This is a genomic window from Spiroplasma endosymbiont of Dioctria linearis (genome assembly GCF_964030865.1).
Taxonomy (GTDB): Bacteria; Bacillota_I; Bacilli_A; order Mycoplasmatales; family Mycoplasmataceae; genus Spiroplasma_A.
In genome coordinates, this window is record NZ_OZ034984.1 from 242,934 (window position 1) to 262,086 (window position 19,153).

The 19,153-nt window shown below is 23.5% G+C and carries 16 protein-coding genes; 15 read left to right on the forward strand and 1 reads right to left on the reverse strand.

Annotated features, from left to right (window positions below; translation table 4 throughout):
- Positions 1–6 precede the first annotated feature (6 nt).
- From AAHM84_RS01065 to AAHM84_RS01100, 8 genes are all read left to right on the forward strand, one after another.
- Positions 7–282, forward strand: coding sequence for a hypothetical protein (locus tag AAHM84_RS01065; RefSeq protein WP_342259064.1), 276 nt, complete (start codon positions 7–9; stop codon positions 280–282).
- Positions 283–299: 17 nt separating this feature from the next.
- The gene (locus tag AAHM84_RS01070) at positions 300–2,057 is read left to right on the forward strand and encodes an ABC transporter permease (protein WP_342259065.1); all 1,758 of its coding nucleotides are present in this window, start codon (positions 300–302) and stop codon (positions 2,055–2,057) included.
- 9 nt (positions 2,058–2,066) lie between these two features.
- Positions 2,067–2,990: an ABC transporter ATP-binding protein gene (locus AAHM84_RS01075; protein ID WP_342259066.1), complete on the forward strand. Its 924-nt coding sequence runs from the start codon at positions 2,067–2,069 to the stop codon at positions 2,988–2,990.
- Positions 2,991–3,109: 119 nt separating this feature from the next.
- Positions 3,110–3,616 (forward strand): PQ-loop repeat-containing protein, encoded by a 507-nt coding sequence (locus AAHM84_RS01080; protein WP_342259067.1) that lies wholly within the window; start codon positions 3,110–3,112, stop codon positions 3,614–3,616.
- Positions 3,617–3,795: 179 nt separating this feature from the next.
- Positions 3,796–5,637 carry a lipoprotein gene (locus AAHM84_RS01085; RefSeq protein ID WP_342259068.1) on the forward strand — a complete coding sequence of 614 codons (1,842 nt, stop codon included), beginning with the start codon at positions 3,796–3,798 and terminating at the stop codon, positions 5,635–5,637.
- 434 nt (positions 5,638–6,071) lie between these two features.
- Positions 6,072–6,278: a hypothetical protein gene (locus AAHM84_RS01090; protein WP_342259069.1), complete on the forward strand. Its 207-nt coding sequence runs from the start codon at positions 6,072–6,074 to the stop codon at positions 6,276–6,278.
- Positions 6,279–6,442: 164 nt separating this feature from the next.
- Entirely contained in the window at positions 6,443–7,117 is a 675-nt protein-coding gene (locus AAHM84_RS01095; protein ID WP_342259070.1) for a lipoprotein, read from the forward strand.
- Between the two features lie 230 nt (positions 7,118–7,347).
- A complete protein-coding gene (locus AAHM84_RS01100; protein ID WP_342259071.1) occupies positions 7,348–8,793 on the forward strand; it encodes a lipoprotein in 1,446 nt (481 codons plus the stop codon).
- A gap of 50 nt (positions 8,794–8,843) precedes the next feature.
- Here AAHM84_RS01100 and AAHM84_RS01105 read toward each other — a convergent pair whose 3' ends face one another.
- Positions 8,844–10,175 carry a MutH/Sau3AI family endonuclease gene (locus AAHM84_RS01105; protein WP_342259072.1) on the reverse strand — a complete coding sequence of 444 codons (1,332 nt, stop codon included), beginning with the start codon at positions 10,173–10,175 and terminating at the stop codon, positions 8,844–8,846.
- 291 nt (positions 10,176–10,466) lie between these two features.
- Between AAHM84_RS01105 and AAHM84_RS01110 the strand changes: the two genes are divergently transcribed.
- The 7 genes from AAHM84_RS01110 (at position 10,467) to AAHM84_RS01140 (ending at position 19,130) form a co-directional block, all read left to right on the forward strand.
- The gene (locus AAHM84_RS01110) at positions 10,467–11,609 is read left to right on the forward strand and encodes a hypothetical protein (RefSeq protein WP_342259073.1); all 1,143 of its coding nucleotides are present in this window, start codon (positions 10,467–10,469) and stop codon (positions 11,607–11,609) included.
- A gap of 241 nt (positions 11,610–11,850) precedes the next feature.
- Positions 11,851–12,381, forward strand: a complete 531-nt coding sequence (locus AAHM84_RS01115) for a hypothetical protein (protein ID WP_342259074.1) — start codon at positions 11,851–11,853, stop codon at positions 12,379–12,381.
- Positions 12,382–12,580: 199 nt separating this feature from the next.
- Positions 12,581–13,876, forward strand: coding sequence for an alanine--tRNA ligase-related protein (locus AAHM84_RS01120; RefSeq protein ID WP_342259075.1), 1,296 nt, complete (start codon positions 12,581–12,583; stop codon positions 13,874–13,876).
- 133 nt (positions 13,877–14,009) lie between these two features.
- The gene (locus tag AAHM84_RS01125; RefSeq protein ID WP_342259076.1) at positions 14,010–15,098 is read left to right on the forward strand and encodes a hypothetical protein; all 1,089 of its coding nucleotides are present in this window, start codon (positions 14,010–14,012) and stop codon (positions 15,096–15,098) included.
- 3 nt (positions 15,099–15,101) lie between these two features.
- Complete coding sequence (locus tag AAHM84_RS01130) at positions 15,102–16,286, forward strand: hypothetical protein (protein WP_342259077.1); 1,185 nt, start codon at positions 15,102–15,104, stop codon at positions 16,284–16,286.
- 346 nt (positions 16,287–16,632) lie between these two features.
- A complete protein-coding gene (locus AAHM84_RS01135; RefSeq protein ID WP_342259078.1) occupies positions 16,633–17,670 on the forward strand; it encodes a GIY-YIG nuclease family protein in 1,038 nt (345 codons plus the stop codon).
- 188 nt (positions 17,671–17,858) lie between these two features.
- Positions 17,859–19,130, forward strand: a complete 1,272-nt coding sequence (locus tag AAHM84_RS01140; protein WP_342259079.1) for a DUF2130 domain-containing protein — start codon at positions 17,859–17,861, stop codon at positions 19,128–19,130.
- The last annotated feature ends 23 nt before the right edge of the window (positions 19,131–19,153 follow it).

The following is a 19,153-nucleotide window of genomic DNA, read 5'->3' on the forward strand; positions in this document are numbered from 1 at the left end:
TTAAATATGTTAAATCAAGCAAAACTTCCTGATAATTCAATGTACTCAATAGGATTACAGCAAAAAGGATTATCAAATCCAACTAATGTATGAAAGTATACAGACTTTAATTTAATTACAGGGAAAAATGGATTGAGCTTAAAATGAAATAATGGAACCGCAAATATAAATAATAGTCTTATGCTTTTTGATTTAGGTTTTAATAATTTTTATATTGATTTAGATCAAATAACATTAGGTTCAAAAAAATGGGATGAAAAAGACTTTATTAAATTTATATAATGGAGGTTTTATAAACAATGAAAAAAAACATACCAGGAATATGAATAATAAAATATACTTTTAAATCTATTATAAAAGAGCGATCCTTTATAATATTTAATGGACTGTATTTATTATTTTCTTTATTAATAGCAATCTACTCAGTTTTTCAAAAGAATAATAGTACTTTCTTATTAATTTTTGACTATTATGTTTTATTAACTATATTTATAATATTATTTATTTTGTGTTTGCGATTAGCTCAATATTTTTATGTAGTAAAAAGAGATGATAAGACTTTAAATATAATAGTCACTCAGCAGTTATCAAGAGCTAAATTATTTAGTTATCAATTTATGGCATTTATTTTATTAATATTATTTAATATATCAATTACGTATTTATTAATAAATATTATTAATATGCTTTTTTTAGTGCAATTAAATTTATTCTTATTAAGAGTTACAACTACTTATTTTGTTTATGCTTTTATAAGCTGTTTATTTTTAATTAATTTTTTTCTACTAATATCTTTATTTGCAAATATTCAAGTTTCGACTATTATAGCGACTTTAATATTGGCAAGTTCCTTTATTAGTAATTTACCTTATACTTTTTTAATCCAAGGTGAAGAAAATAAAAGCATAACTTTTTCTTATAAAAATGCAAATACCGCTATGTCAGTTAATGAGATATATGATTCTTATAATCTTAAAAATCAAGTTTTAAATAAAAAAAATAAATATTCTAATTTGAGTTTTGAAATATATAACAATTTTATAAATAATCAATTTGAAACAGATCCTAATTCAATAAATAATAATTTTAATAATGCTTCTAGTATTCAAAAAAGAATTAATTTTTGAATGAATTTGGGAGTTGTAGAAGAAAAGCAACAGATAGTAGAATTAAATGAACCTACAAAAATTATTGCAGTAAATAATAATTCACAATTATCAAAATGAAAAGGTGATGAAGTTAATTTAAAGTTTGAATTAAAGTGTAGATTCTTAACAGTTGAGGAGCTAGAAAATAAAATTAAAGCAAATTTTTTTAGTAAAGAAAAGGAAAAAATTATTAAAGAGTTTATTGAATTTACAAATTTTATAACAAAAGTTAATAATAATTTTCAAGATAAGTTTTATGATTTATTTGATGTATTTATTTTTCTTAATGAGAAAGATAATATTGAAAAAAACTACATAAAAAATGTTACAAAACCACAGGATGAAAAGATGTTATTAAAAGATAAAGACATAGTAGAAATTTACCAAAGTTATTTCTCATTCTCTGATAATAAATTAAGATTAGAAAGTTCTAAAGTAAGTAATTTAATACAAGAAACACTATTTTTCCCTACAATGTTAAGTATTAGGATTTTAGAAAACTATTTTATACGTTATACAAATAATATGGTTATTTTTGAAAATAGCACTGTAATTAAAAATGAAAATTGAACAAAATATATTAAATCAAGAAATTTATATAATATTTCATTTCAGTTTAATTTTATTTCCAATATGTTGCAAAATTATACATATTTTGGGGGGAGAAGCTATGATCATATATGATTTGAACCAGAGAGTTCAAGTAAAATATATTTTAATAAGCAAGATAACTTGTTTATTTCTCAACCATCTTATGCTTTTAAAATTAATTCAGAAAATAAATTAGACTCTCAAACATATAATAATTTCATTGCACCTTATTATTATGTAATTTTTCAAGCCATGATTGCTATTATTAATTATTATGTTGCAAAAAATAAATTTAGAAAGTTAGATTTAACAGGATAAAGATAATGTATGGAACAAATAATAAAATTTGAAAATTATATAAAAAGATTTAAAAAGAAAGTTATTGGTCCTTTGAATTGCTCAATTCAAAAAGGAAGAATAACAGCTTTGCTTGGAAGTAGTGGGAGTGGTAAAACTGTTATAATCAATTCAGTATTAGGAATAATCAAGGAATTTAAAGGAGATATTAAAATTGAAAATATCTCTAGAAAAAAGGGTAAATACTTTTTAGTAAATAGTAAAATAGGCTATTATACTCAGATGGATTTTTCATTATATGTTGTAAGTGCCTATAAGTTTTTATTGGATATGTGTATAATGATGGGTCTAACTAAAGTTATTTCAAGAAAAAGAATTGAATACTGAATGAAATATTTTGATATTTGAGAGTCAAGAAATAAACCAATTAAAAGTTTTTCATGAGGAATGAAAAATAGAATGAATTTAATATTGTGCTTTATTAAAGAGCCAGAAATTCTTATTCTTGATGAACCTGGAGCTAATTTAGATTCGTATTGAAGAAATAAAATTAAAATATTATTGATGGATGCTAAAAAAGAAGGCAAAACAATAATAGTTACTGTTCATAATATTGATGAAATAGCAGATATTATTGATGATTTTATAATTATTGATAATGGACAAAACATTTTTAATGGTTCAGCTGAAAAACTAAATGTTTATTCAAAATATAAAGTATATATAAGTGAACAATTTGAAGTACAAAACTTTAGAAATTTTTTATCAACTAATAATATAAAATCCTTTAAATATGATGAAATTGAAAACTCTTTAGTAGTTGCAATTGAAAATTTTAAACAATTAAACTTCTTATTTTTATATTTAATTAAAAATAATTTGCCCTTAAAAAACTTGCTTAAATTGCCAATTAATATGGAAGCTATTTATAAGGCTTTAGAAAACAATATTTAGAATAAAGTGTTTTGCAATTAATTTAAGCAATTTAGTTTGAATTAATTTAAGAATATTTTTTACTTATTGACCAAACTACACTTATTTGTTAAGATAAGTCAATAAGGGAGAAAATTAGTATGATATTAACATCAGCTTCAAAATTACTTGCAAATGATATTCTTGGATGAGTTGGTTTTGCAACAAGTTTTTCAATGCTATTACCTCAAGTAATTAAGGTATGTGTGACTAAAAATACAAAAGCATTATCTCCAATTATGTTCTTTTTAACTTTTCTAAATGCTTGTATCTGAACTAGTTATGCATTTATTAAAGAACCTGTTGACTTACAAGTTGGGTGTGCTAACTTATCTGCAATGGCAGCTTCATTATTCATTTTATGCTTTATAATTTCAAATAAAATAAAAGATAAAATGACTTTAAATCGACTTAAAAAAGATAAGAAGATAAATGAAAATTTGGAAGAGATGTCTGTAGTTGAAATAAAAAATGAAAATGAATTACTAAGTGAAGAGATAATTAATATGCAAGAGAAAATTGAAGAACTTCAAGAAAATGTTGAAGTTCTAGAAGAACAAGTGGAAGTACTTGAAGATCAAGTTGAAGTATTAGAAGAAAAAATGTAATAATTATACATTAATATTACATTTTTTTTTTTTTTTTTAAGAACAGTGCTTTTCTGTTCTTATAAAAATATTTTTATATTACAAACTAAAAAATTAAAATTGTTAAAGTAAATTATAATGATAATATAACTTGATATTATTCTGGTGACTTTTAGAAAAAGAAATGAGAAAAATAAAAAATGAGAAAATTATTAGGATTATTAGCTACTTTTAGTTTAGTTACAACAAGTAGTGTAGCTGTAGTTGCTTGTGGAGATAAAACAGTTACTCCCCCAATTATTGAAGACAATAGTCAATTAATTAAGGAGTTAGAAACTGAAACTAATGAAATTTTTAAAAAGCACTTAGAGAATAATGTTTATAAAAATTTAATTGGCTTACCAGAAATGGAAGTAAATAATAAGTTTTTAACTAAAAATAAAATTAAGCAGTACCAAGGTAAAACAGTTGGAGAAATTGATCCATATGATTTACAACAATTAGAAATAGATATGAAGAAAGTTTTAGATATTAATGAATTAACAAAGTCACTAAATCAATTGAAAAATGTAAATAAATATAAAATTCTTTTAAATGATGTTGATAATTTACTTAAAAATGTAATTTTTGATTGAAAATCATTAGTAATTAAGGCTTATGAAAAAGAAGGAATATATTTAGGGAATGTAATTGTTGATTATAAAATTGAGGTTCAATATAAAGGAGTCAAAGATATTGAAACTTTTAATATCAGTGATAATTTTAAGTATACTTCAACTAATAATGAAGCTTTGAAAAAAGGAAGTGATGACTTTTATCAAAATATTGCTAGAGATTACTTTTCATCTGACAAGGCTAGTGATCAGAAACATACAAATTTAAAATGAAATGTTATTAACGAGTCAAAAGATGAATCAGATGGTTATGGAACCTATGAAACTGAGTTGAAAAAATACTATCAAGAGAAAGCTAAATCAAATGGATTTGAAGACTCAATGACAAACTTTATTAAAGATAATTATTTTAGTGAAATAAGTAGTACATTGCCACTTTCTTTTGAAGGAGATTTAATTTATAAATCATCTGACATGAATAAATACTCGTTGTTTAATTCAATAAATACCGTAAAAAGTTATGAAGATGTTAATTCAATTAAATTAGATTATAAAAATGATGAGGGAAAATTATTGCTAAATACTATTTTTAGAAATGATCCAAATAAGTCAGAAACTCAACAATCATTAGTAAATAATTATTTTACAAATGATAATTATGAAATTTGAGAAGAGCAATATAAACTTGTAAAAGAAAATTTCCTAAAAGAGTTATCAATTGATAAGGAATCTTCAATTGTTCAGACAAATGAGTTTAAAAGTTCTTTAGCATTAGGATATGTTAATTTAACTGGTTTATCAATTAATTTAGCAGATGGTGGTTATATTCATGAATTACCAGATTTTAGAATAGCTGTTAATTATTTAATTGATGTTGGACAATCTAATAGTAAAATATTAGATAACTTAGCTAAATTCTCTGTGAATAGTTTAAAGGCTTGACATAAAACAATGGGAGTATCTTATGGTTATGAATATCCAGAATATAATTCTGCTCAGGATTTTTTAATGGTTATTAAAAGCTCAAAACTGACTAATAAATTTGTAGAAAAAGATAAAACAACAGGATATTGAGGAAAATATAACTCATTTAATTTTTATTTAAATCTTGGTTTAAGTGATAAATTTGAATTTACAGAAGATAGATTAAATATGTTAAATCAAGCTAAACTTTCTGAAGATTCAATATACTCAATAGGATTACAACAAAAAGGCCTAGCAAGCGCAACTAATGTATGAAACTATACAGCCTTTAATTGAATTATGGATAAAAATGGAATTAGTTTAGAATGAAATGATAGAGATTATAATATAAACAATAATATTATGCTTTGGGACTTAGGCTATATTAATTTTTATATTGATTTAGATCAAATTACATTAGGTTCTAAAACATTAGGTCAAAAGGACTTCATTAAATTCATCTAATAGAATTTTCTATTTAATGAAAAAATTATATAAGGAATTTAAATAATCAAATATAGTTTTAAATCTATTATAAAAGAGAGGTCTTTTATAATATTTAATGGACTATATTTTTTATTTTTATTGCTCCTTGCAGTTTACTCACTTTTTCAAAGAAATAATAGTAATTTCCTATTAATTTTTTAATTACTTTGTTTTATTAACTGTATCTATAATATTATTTATTTTATGTCTTTAGAAGTTTTTTATTTCAAATAATTTTTCTTATTAATATCTCTATTTGCAAATATTCAAGTATCAACAATAATTGACACACTAATATTATCAAGTACATTTATTACTAATTTACTTTATACTTTTTTAATACAAGCAGAATAAAATAAGAGTCTAATTTTTTTATAAAAATGATAATAGTACTATGGTAGTTAGCGAAATATATGACTTTAAATGGACTTAAAAAAGATAAGAAGATAAATAAAAATTTGGAAGAGATGTCTGTAGTTGAAATAAAAAAGGAAAATAAATTGTTAAGTGAAGAGATAATTAATATGCAAGAGAAAATTGAAGAATTTCAAGAAAATGTTGAAGTACTTGAAGATCAAGTTCAAGTATTAAAAGAAAAATTAATATTTATTATACATTAATATTGCATTTTTTTTTTTTTTTTGATGAAAGAAATAATTTTTTATTCTTATAAAAATATTTTTATATTCCAAACCGGGAAATTAAAATCCTTAAAGTAAATTATAATAATAATAACTTGATATGTGTGTGTGGTACTTTCAAAAAAAGTATGGAGGAATAAAAAATGAAAAAATTATTAGGATTATTAGGAGCAGCTGGTTTAGTTGCTACAACTAGTGCAACAGTTGTTGCATGTGGTGGACAAAAAGTAGTAGATAAGTCTCTAGAAATTTCAAAACTTGAGGCAAAAAATATAACAATTAATGTTGGTAAAAAAACTGATAAAGCAGTTGTTAAAATAGTATCTGATGCAAAAGATAAATCAATTTTAACAGTAACTGCTGGTAACGTTGCTGATAATGGTGATGTAGTAATTACTGTAACACCATCTAAATTGCCAACTGAAAAAGATGTTAAAGAAGTTTTAACAGTTACATATGGTGTTGAAAAAGATGGAAAACAAACAGTTTTAACAACAACAAAAATTAACGTTACTGTTAAAAAACAGGAAGCTACAACTCCTGAATTAGTAAAAATTGAAACTCATGTAACAGTTAAAACATTAACAATTACTGAAGTTAAAACTGCTGATGCTTATTTAACAGATGTTAAAGGGAAAAATGCTAACTTAAATGTTGCAGAAGTAAAAGCTACATTAAAAAAAGCTCCAGAAGCAGCTGTTCCAGCTGAGGGAGAAAACCCAGCAAAAGAAGCAGTAAATGGTACATTATTAATTACAGTTAATGAAGGTTCAAAAGTTTATGAACAAGGTACAATTGAGATTGCTTTAAACTGATAATCAATTTAAAATTAATACTTAGATTTTTATAAAGAGATTCTTTAATTAGAATCTTTTTTTTATTTTTATAAATTAAGCATAAAAAAGTTACAAAGTTAATAATATCTACTAATTAAAAATAAAATTAATTTTAAGTGTTGTCATTTTTAAGTCACTAATTAGTTATAATAGAACTAGACTTGAGTGAGAAGCAAGGTACTTTTATTATAAAAATAATAAAAGGAGAAAGAATGAAAAAATTATTAGGATTATTAGGAGCAGCTGGTTTAGTTGCTACAACTAGTGCAACAGTTGTTGCATGTGGTAAAAAAGATGATGGAGAGAAAATTGAAAGCTTAGAGTTTTTAAATCTGGAATCTAAAAAGATAACAATAAATTTAGGGAAAAAAACTGATAAGGCAGTTGTTAAATCAGTATCAAATGTAAAGGAATCAATTTTAACAGTTACTTTTGGTGAGGTTAGTGATAATGGTGATGTAGTAGTTACTATAACACCATCTAAATTACCAAAAGATAAAGATGTTAAAGAAACTATAACAATTACATATGGTGTTGAAGTTGAAGGGAAACAAAATGTTTTATCAACAAAAAAAATTAATGTTACTGTTAAAAAAGATACTTCATCAGAGGTTAAAGAAGCTTTAACAAATGAAGTTCAAAGCATTTTAGATGCAACAGTAAAAGAAAAAGAGTTTAGTACTAAACAAGAGGCTATTAATGTTGTTAAAGCTGCTCAATTAGGAGAAGGTTTACAATTTGATGGTGAACCTACGACTAAGGGTGAAACAGGTGATATAACTGTTAATGTTATTGTAAAAGCAAAAGATGGTTATAAAATTAAAGATGGAGAAGAAACTAAATTCTCTGTTATTGCAAAAGTTACTGGAGTTGTAAAAGAAGTTTCAACAAGTGGTGTTCAAAGCGCACTAGAAGCAACTACAAGTGGAGGAGAATTTGACAATAAACAACAAGCAATTAAAGCTGTAAAAGCAGCTAAATTAGTAGAAGGTTTGGAGTTTGATGGTGATCCGACAAGTGAAGGTGAAATTGAAGATATAACTATTAATGTTGTTGTGAAAGCAACAGAAGGTTATAAAATTAATGATGGAGAAGAAACTAAATTCTCTGTTATTGCAAAAGTTAAAGTACCTTTAAAAGAAGTTTCAACAAGTGGTGTTCAAAGTGCACTAGAAGCAACTACAAGTGGAGGAGAATTTGACAATAAACAACAAGCAATTGAAGCTGTAAAAGCAGCTAAATTAGCAGAAGGTTTAGAATTTGATGGTGATCCAACAAGTGAAGGTGAAATTGAAGATATAACTATTAATGTTGTTGTGAAAGCAACAGATGGTTATAAAATTAATGATGGAGAAGAAACTAAATTTTCTGTTAATGCAAAAGTTAAAGTACCTTTAAAAGAAGTTTCAACAAGTGGTGTTCAAAGCGCACTAGAAGCAACTACAAATGGAGAAGAATTTGACAATAAACAACAAGCAATTGAAGCTGTAAAAACAGCTAAATTAGCAGAAGGTTTAGAGTTTGATGGTGATCCGACAAGTGAAGGTGAAACTGCAGATATAACTATTAAAGTTATTGTGAAAGCAATAGATGGTTATATTATTCAAACTGGAGAAGAAACTACTTTTTCAGTTGTTGCTAAAATTAAATCAGCTTAGTTACAATAAAAAAATATTAAAAAAAAGATTCCTTTAAGAATCTTTTTCTTTTATTTAAAAATGACATCTTTATTAATTCAAAATTCATATGCTGGAATTTCAAATTCCTTATCATTTACTTTATAAATTGTGTTATTTGCTTTCTTGCTTTTTCTTAAATGAATAGCTAAGTTATCTTTAATTTTAGTAAAATTTGGATCAATATCTTTTGTTATACCAAGAGATATAATTCTTTGAATTTCTTTTCTTGCATTGTAAAAAACACTTTGAGCTTTTTTAATATTTTCATCACTTAATCTAAATAACTTAAAGTTTAAAACCTGGTTGTTTATCTTATCAATCATTATTACAATATAGGTTTTTAAAATTATATCTTGATAAAATGTACTTTCTTCAAATTCATCATTTAAGATTTCAAAAGGGTCTAATTCATAATTGGTTGAGATTTGTTCTTGAAGGTTACTATTATCAGTTAATTTATGAATTAGCTTATAATTAGTTACTTTAATAAAGTCATACATTGCTCTATTATGTTCTTTTAAATAATTTTCAAAAGCCATTTGATGTCATTGGTTTGCTTTTGACTGTGTATATTTAGAGATGTCTGTACCAATAATACTTGTTAGATACTCTTCAATTTGTTCATTTTTAAAATCTGCAATATCGTTAACTTCTTTTTCTTCAAATATTTCATTTAAATAATCAATTTTTCTGATTTTTTTTGAAATAATTTCTTTTAAGAAATTAATATTAAATGAATAGTTTCTAAATCTTACTAAAACATTTGAATAGGGCTGCTTTTTTAAATCAATTCGATTTTGACTTTTTGTTGAAGCTGACAAAATATTTGTAAATCCTTCATTTAAATCTTCAGCTTTACCTTTTTTAACTTTTTCTTGAATTGCTAATCAATCATTAACAATTAAAAAGAACTCTTTTTGTCGACTAATATCAATAATAAAAGCATCTTTAATTTGATAATCTAAAAAGTCTTTTTCATAATCATGAATATAGGTCATGATTAGCAATAATTGATTTTTATTAATAAATCTACTTGTTTTAAATGTTTCATTAACAATTTCATCGTAATAAATGTCATTTAATACCATTCTCTCTTTTACAATTAATTCTCCATATTTATTATATTTTAATGCAACTGGTTTTAATTCTAATTGTAGATCTTCAAAGGTATATTCCATTTTACTCATTAAACCAATGTCAAAAACAGCTTGTTGAATAACATGTTTTACTTTTTCTTTATTATCAAAGTATCTTATTCTATCTAATTTATTGCCAGCTAGTTCTCTTAGTGTTTTGCCAATAGCTTTTTGTGCTACTTCAAAGACTTCTAATAAGTCTTGTTTATATTGTTTATCATCCATGATATTAAAGTTCCTCTTTACTACTTGATTATAAAGTAATTTTCTACTTAATGGTCTATCAATAAGCAATATTTATCTTTAATTTTCTATTTAGATTCAAGAGATTATATAAACTTATGGTTTATATAATCTTTTTAAAACACTAGAGAATGTAAAGAAAAAGTAGATTTTCGAAAATAAATTAATAATTGACTAAGAATAATTAATTTGTCAACAAATGTATTTTTTATAAAGTTTTAGGTTATATCTTTCTTTCAAATATAATATTAATATTGATTTGAGGGTAAAAAAATGCAAGTGAAAATAAAAGAATTTGGTCCAATTAGTAATTTATCTTTTGTGTCTGAAAAGAATTCAATGGTCATAATAACAGGAGATAATGCCACTGGAAAAACAACTTTATTAAAAATATTGAAAGTCTATAATCAAACCATAGAGATTACATCTGACATAAACTTAGATAATCAAAAAATGGATTTTATTGAAGCTATTATTAAAAGAATTAATGGTTTAAATAGAGAAATAGAGAAGCTTTTAAATATTCAAATAGAAGATTTAAAAAGTGACAATAATTATGAAATTAGTAAGTTTGAAGAAATTATAGATTATTTAGGAAAAATAGTAAGCAATTATCTTAAAGTCATATTTAAAAATCCTATTGGTGCTCTTTTTAATGTTTTGCAAAATGTACCTAATATTCATGAAAGTATAGAAAAAATTAAAGAAGAGTTTCAAAAAATTGAAAATCTAGTAAACTTTTATATTGTAAATTATGATAATAAAGAAAGTTTACTTAATAGATTTGCTAAAATAATTTATAAAAAATTAATAGAGTTAAATTTTAAAGATTTTATTCAAAATGATGAATTTGAAATAGTTATTAAAGATGATAAAAATGCTCTTTATCATAATAAAGAGAATGTAGACTTTAGTATTTCATATTTTAATATAATTACTGGAAGAGTAAAATATATATCAAATTTGAATGAAATAACAAATGGAATAGATATGATGGATAATGATATTAGACTAAGTTTTGTAGATAGTGAACTGGAAGGGTTTTTATTTGAGTTTGAGGAAAATAAAGGTAATTATTTTATAAAAGAAAATAAATTTATAGGAAGACATAGTCTTTCATTTGATGAAAATGGCTTTAAATGCTTAGACGATGAAGATTCAAATTCAAAAAATAATGAACAAGAAAGAGAAAAGATACTAAAATTAATTAAGAACTTATTGCTTAAGATGGACCCAAATTTAGATCTTAATAAACTTAAAACAAATAATAATATTTTTAATAAAGATAATGGAGTTAGTTTATCTAATGGATTAAAAACTGTTTTAGGTTTATATTTTTTTATTGAAAATGCAAGTGATTTAGTACTTAATGCCATGTTTTTTGATGAGATTGAAGTTTCATTAAACTCTTTTTAACAAATTGATTTAATTAACATTATTATTCAATTACAAAAAAATTTTTTCTCAGATGTATTTATAACAACTCATAGTCCTTATGTTGTTAGTGCCTTTAGAAAATTTGAGAAGCAAGAAGATAAAAGTACTTACATATTTTTTGAACGCATTGATGGTAAAAATTTTTCATATGTTTCAAATAATTGTTTAGAGATTCTGACAAGATTTTCTTCTACTTATGATTATATGGAGGATTTAAAAAATGAATATTAAATTTCATAAAACCTTAGAGGTTTATAAAAGCTCTTGAAAAGTAGTATCTAAGACAGCAGAAGAGGAAAGTGTCTTGTCTAGTGAAAATCAAGAGGTAATAAATTTTGAGGAAGCTATGGAATTGGAAGAGAAATTTTTTAATCAAATTAAAAGATGTGATGCATTAAGTATTTATAACAAAAAGACAATTGCTCTTATAGAATTCAAAATGCTTAAAAATTTTTTAAATTTTGAAAAGGAATTTAAACTTAAAAAGGCCAAAGAAATATCTGAACAATTAATCAAATCTTGAGAATCATTAAATTATCGCTCATGAGCAAATCATTTTGGATCAGTAATATTCATATGTGCAATTTTTTCGGACTGAGATGAAAACCATTCAAAAAATAGGCAAAAATTGGAAGAGTTCAAAGAAATGATTAATATTAATTTAGAAAAAGAGCAATTGAAAAATAAGATTGAAATTTATACAAATAATACATTTAGGTATAAAAAATTTTCATTAAAAATTGAATTTTAAATTAATAATAAAGCAAAAGAATATCAGTAATGCTTTTAAAAATTAGAAGTTAATATATAAAAATATTTAATAAATAGTGTAAAATATAAAATTTAAATCATATTGATTATTAACATTGAGTTTATTGTAATAAAAATTATAATAAGTATATCTTATCTATTCAAATTTGTTTGAAAGATAATAAGAGGAGAACAAAAAAATGTTAAAAGATTTTAAAGGGTATCAACTAAATGAAATTGAAACAAGTGTGACAGAATTTATTAATAAAGAGAAATTTACATTAATGTATTTGAAAGAAACAGTATTCTTTCCAGAATCAGCAGGACAAATTAGTGATAAAGGAGTTATCATATTTAATAAAAAAGAATATAAAATCCTTGGACTAGCTATTAGCGAAGATAAAGTAGTACATAAAGTAGAGTTAATTAACGATATTAAAGTAGGGTCACAAGTAATAGCAAAATTAGATAAAAATCACAGAGATCTTGTTAGTCAAAATCACAGTGCAGCTCATTTACTTTTTGACACTTTACGTGAACTTTTTCCTACCAGTATTGGTAAAGGATATTTCAATGATGAAACTGGTTTAAGAATGGATATGTATATTGAACAAAAAATATCTTGATCAAATATTTATGAACTAAATAATATAGTGAAACATAAAATGACAACTAATGCCAAAAAAGAGGAGCTTATTGTTGATGCAAAAACTGCAAAAGAGAAATATAATTTAGCAATTGAATTTAATCAAAAACAATTAGAAGGGGACTTAAGAATTGTAAAGTTTGATAATGCTTCAATTCAACTTTGTAGTGGAACACATGTTAATTCTTTAAAAGATATTGAAGATTTTCTTATTACAAGTTATGAATCAAAGGGAAGTGGTATTTATCGTTTCTATGCTAAAACAAAAAACTTTGAAATTAACTTAGCATATAATAGTTTTTGTGAAACAGAATTTAAAGAAGTTGAACAACTTATTTTAAAATATAGTAATTTAAAAAAGTATGGCAAAGATGATAATGTCGAAATGATGTTAAGTGCATGAGTACACTTAACAAAAAAATATAGTCAGCAAAAAGAAACTAGTTGACAAGATTATATAAAATTTAAATCACTGGCAACTGATTTAAAAATTCAAATCCCAGATTTTTTAAATGAAATTGATTCTAAAAAGAAAGATTTACTATATAAAAAATATAAAGATATTAGTCCAATTTCTTCACTAGATTATAATTTATTTTTAATAGAAGAATCTTCTTTAGAAAATAAGGATTTAAATTTTATTGCAGATTTAATTTTAAAAAATAATAGTAATGCCTTTGTTGAAGTATTTGATTTATCTTCGAAAATTTATTTATGTAAATCAAATTCTAAAATTAATGCTTTAGAAAAAATGTTGAATCATTTAACTTTTGAAATTAAAGGTGGAGGAAATGATAAAACCGCCCAAGGGAAAATCATAATTAAAAGTGTCAATGAACCACTTAATTAAAAAGTCTTTACTGAAAACAATCTTTTCTATGAGTTTCTTAAACTAAAAGAAAAAATGCTTTTATTCTATTAGAGAATAAGATACTTTTGTAGCATCAAGTAATTGGTGCTACAAAAAGGAGAGAAAGAAAAGAATGAATTTATTATTAGGCTTTATTGCAAGCGTGGGATTAACTTCTCCAAGCGTTGCTACTATAGCAAATAATAGCAACTTGAATAACATAATAGTACTAAATGAAAATGACCAAGAAAAGATAGTATTGACAAAAATAAAAACTAAAAACACTGTTAGTAATATGAATTGAACTACAGAATCAACAACTGAACAGGAAATTTCAGACTCTATAATAATGGATTTAATGTCATCAAATACTGACGATGAGATTATTTTAGCAGTTTTAATGGATGTTTTTTACTATCCAGAAAATTGAATAATGATTGGATTTCCAATTCCAGTACCTGAACCAAATACTAAAATCAATAGAAAATTAAAATTTATGGCTGGATTAGATAATCCTAGTTACACAGGATTTTTATTATTTGATGTAGATATAATTAATGAAGAAGAAAGTAAAGAATTAGAAAATGCTGTTAAAAGCAAAAATTTAGGAATTATAGAGAATCCAACTCAAGAAAAAGTTTTGAATAAGTTTTTCAAAGATAACTCTAATATACAAAGAACAGATGTTACTGTAAAAGAACTAAACTATAAGACTTTATTATTGGAAGCAAGTAGTACAAGTAAGTATATTGGTAGAGTATTAGTTACATATTACGCCAAAGTAAAATTATATGAAACTTGAGAGTCAGAAAAAATAGAAGTTGAAGCATATAATTCAACTCAAACTGATTCAAGACATTATCAAGTTGAATATAGACCAGAATTTGGAGTTGATTATTTTCAACAAAAATTTAAAAAAATGGATCTTACCTATTCAGGAGAATACAAAATAAAGAATTATAATGAAGATAACTGAACTAATGTAAAGCAAACTACAGAGTCTATGAGTTTATCAAATGGTATGACAAATGATTTATGAAATGATGGATATTTTGGAAGTGTTAATTGAAATACTACTAAAGCTTGAACTTCAATAAAAATGGAAAATAATGTTATAACCATAAATTTTGATATTGAAGTTAAGGCTTATGCTAGTTGAATGAACGCTTATTGATCAAGAGCAGGAGCACAATTGAATATTAAAAATATTGAATTTAGCTAGAGTATGAAAAAAATATTCTTATTACTTAGTATAAATTCAATATTATTTCCATCTCTATATACAATATCTTGTTCTTCATTTTATCCCTATTCAGGGGGTGAGGCACCACTACTAAAAGATTTTACTTTAATAAATTATTCAATAAATAAATATAATAGTCCAGATGAAGAAAGAAATTTTATATCTTTCTTAAGAACAGGCGGAACAGCTTATAATAATGAGTTTAGTATGGGTGGTGTATCTGAAATTACTTATAAAGATCCAGAAACTATGAAGGCTAGAGCAACAAATGAACATTTAGTTCATATTAAAGAAATTGAAAAATTTAATTATGATGTTTATAAATTTGAATTATCTATTTATACTTCTCAAATAGGTGGAAAATTTTTGTGAGTTGAATCAAGGCAATTTGAAGTGAAAATGATTTATGATCTAGAAAACTCAGAAGCTAAAAAAATTGTGAAAAATTATCAATTTTTCATAAAAGATTTCATTGGTATAAATATTCTAACAATAACTTATAAAAAGTTTTTTGATAGTTTTGAGTTATATATAAAGGATCTAGCAAGTGAGTACTTTTTAAATAAATTTAAAACAGATTTTGATATTCTAAATACTTCAATTGATAATATAAATTTATGAGATAGGTATGGAGAAATAATAAGAAATACATCTAATGAAAAATATATTTACTTAAAAGATGATGATTATTTTTATTTGAAAAGTTTAGATTTTAAAAAAGAGAATGAGATAAATAATAACTCAAGATTTTGAGGTAACCTTTATTTTAGTAAGTATCCTGGGGAGCCAGAAATCCCACCAGAACCAAATATTATAGATGTTAGTGATGTTGTTATTAAAGATATTGAGTCTTATAAACAAATTAATGTTTTATTCTTTATATTTAGACAAAAAACAATGCCACCTGATATAAGTAAAATAATATCTGATTCAATTAAAGAGCAGAAGCAAATTAATGATGCAAATATAAATTGAAAAGATAATCGAAACTTCTTTTTGTGTTTTGATAAGTATGGTAAGAATTATTTTTCTTCTGAAGAAGATATGCAAGCTTACTTTGATAGTGGTGAAACAGAGATAGAACTTTATTTAGGGATAAGCGAACATAATAATAACCCGGAATTAGTAGGCGAAATTCGAATTAATATTAACTGTGATAAGAAGTAAAGATAAGTATTAGTACTTATCTTTTTTTAATTAATTTTATTTCTCTTAAAATTTACTTTGTATCAAACTAAAAAATATTTAAAATACGAATTAAAGGCATAAGAGTTATAATAATATGAGTAATAAATAGCAGAGGATACTTTTTAAAAATAAAAATTTATTTTATTAAAATTAATACTATTTATTTATAATAAGAAGTAATTAAATACCTTTGAATATTAAAATATAATTTACATGTTCTAAAATTAATACTAGTATTAATAGTCTTATTCAGCTGTTAAAATTGAATATGTAATTATAAAGAACATATCAACATAATAATTGAATACGAAAGGAATATTATAAAATGAAAAATTTATTTTTTATTAAAACTATCTTTAATATTAGAAATAAAAAAACAGAGATTGCTTTTAAGAAAAAAAATTTTTTAAATTTAGATTTATCTAATGATAATGAAATAGTTAATTTTTATTCCTTAGAACAAAGTTATAAATTTATAAAAGAAATTGGACCAAGAGGTGGAATAAAGAGATATACAATAAAAGAATCTAATAAAATAAATCCTTTCATTGAAAATTTAGAGTTTAATAAGTTTAATAATTTGAATGAATATAGTTCATATCAAATAGATAAAAGAAAGCAAGCTAAAGATTTAGATCAAAAACTGGAAAAGGAAAATAAAAAGGGTGGTTTTATCCTTTTAACATCAATAATAAGTTTTTTACTTATATTTTTATTTGGCATTTCATTAATGATAAATCTTTCTAATGATAAACCTATGAACAATTTTTTACTTGTTATGCTGACACTTTCTTTTATAGTATGTTTATCATTTCTTATTTGATATTGTCTCTTATTAAATTATTTACGTAATTTATTTCATAATTTTTATTGTAATATTGAAATAATAAATAAAGAAACATACTTTAATTTAAAGTATAAAGTACTTGATAAAAATAATAATTCTTTAGATAATTTTTTTAATATAAAAAGAGGAATTAGTTTTAATAATATAAAAAATGGCTTATATCAAAATAGTAATCAAGGTATTTATGGAATAAAAATTATAAATGATAATCAAAAAGATACTTATAAAATTCCAATCTATATTGGTCAAGCAAATAATATTTTTAGTAGGTGAAAACAACATATTAATAGTATAGAAAAAGTTTTCTATCAGAATAGACAAGATTTAGAACTAAAATATGAAAAAATAGTTGAATATGTAAAACACTATGACTTAAAATTAGAAAATATTTACTTCTTTATTTTAGAAGAAAACTTATCACAGATAAGTTGAACAAGAGAGGAATTAAAGCAGTTAGAAACTAATTGAATAAAGGATACAAACTCTGGTTCAAGAGGCTTTAATGCTATTAGATAGACTTTTTGCACATAAAACTTTAAACTTTTATGACTTTTTTATGTTTTTTTTGCTACTATATAAGTGTTGCAATATGCAACACTCAAACAATTTAAAAGTTTAAATTATTACTGATGGATAAATAGTTCCTGATGTGTAAGTATAACTTATTCCAGCTCCTCTCAAAGAAAGAAAAAGAGGAAATAAATATGAAAAAATTACTAATAACTTGTTCAAATTGTAATCAAGAAATTGATTTAATGCAATTAGAAACTAGAGATAGTGAAAGTATCAATGAGTTTAAAAAGCACTTAGAAGAAGAGTTAACAAAAGCAATTGAAACTCAAATTACACAAAGACTGCAAAAAACTTACAGTCTTGAACTAGATTCTTATAAAAAAGATTTGGAACTTCAAAATGAAAAGACCATTTCTGCTTTAAGAAACAATATTGATACATTAAATACAAGTATTGAAACTATTAAACTTAATAATCAAAGAGATTTAAAGGAATTAGAAGCAAATTTAAAAGCGAAATTCTTGGAAGAAAAACAAGTTGAAGTTACAACTTTAATGAATAAAATTCAAAAATTGGAAGCTGAAGCAAATTCCATAGATCAATTACATGAACAAAAAGTGGAAAAACTAAAATTAGAATTAGAAAGTAACTTTAATTTGCAAAAAGCACAATGAGAAGCTAAAACAAATCAAGCTCTTTTAGAAGTGGAAAAAATTGAAAGTGAAAACAAATTAATATTAAATCAAAAAGAGCTGGAGCTTAAAACTAAATATGAAGAAATTATTTCTTTAAAAGAAAAAGAAATAACTGATTTAAAAGTTGCTAATGCAACAAATAGAATTTTAAACAACAAAACAAAAGGTGAAAATTGAGAGAACGAAGTAGAGTTAGAATTAAGAAAATTAGCTTCTTTAACAGGAGATGAAATAAATAAAATTACAAGAACAGGTACTAAAGCTGACTTTTTACAAATAGTAAGAGAGAAAGAATTGGATCTTGGAAAAATAGTTTTTGAGTGTAAAAATGGTGAATGAAAAGATAGTTGAGAGCCAAAATTAACAGAGGATATGGCAAAAGAAGGGGCTAACTATGCTGTACTTGTTGCAACAAGTACAAATGAAAAATTTAAAGTACCATTCTTAGTTTCACAAAAAAACAAAAATATTTTAATTGCAGATCCTGATAGTTTTGTCTTTGTGTCTTCAATGGTAAGAAAATTAATTTTAATTGAATCAAATTTAAGAGGCAAATCTGATAATAATGAAGCATTTGATAAATTTAATTTATGAAAACTTAAATCATTTGAAACATTTAAAGGCATTATACAAAAGTCAATTGAAGGAATTGAAGCAGATGAAAGAACAATTGTAAATAAAGTTGAAGATATTAAAAAAAATCGTGAAAAATTATGAAGAAATTGACAGACGCTAATGCTAGATTTCTTAGAAAATTTTAGTGTTTAAAAAGTATAATATGAAAGTATAAA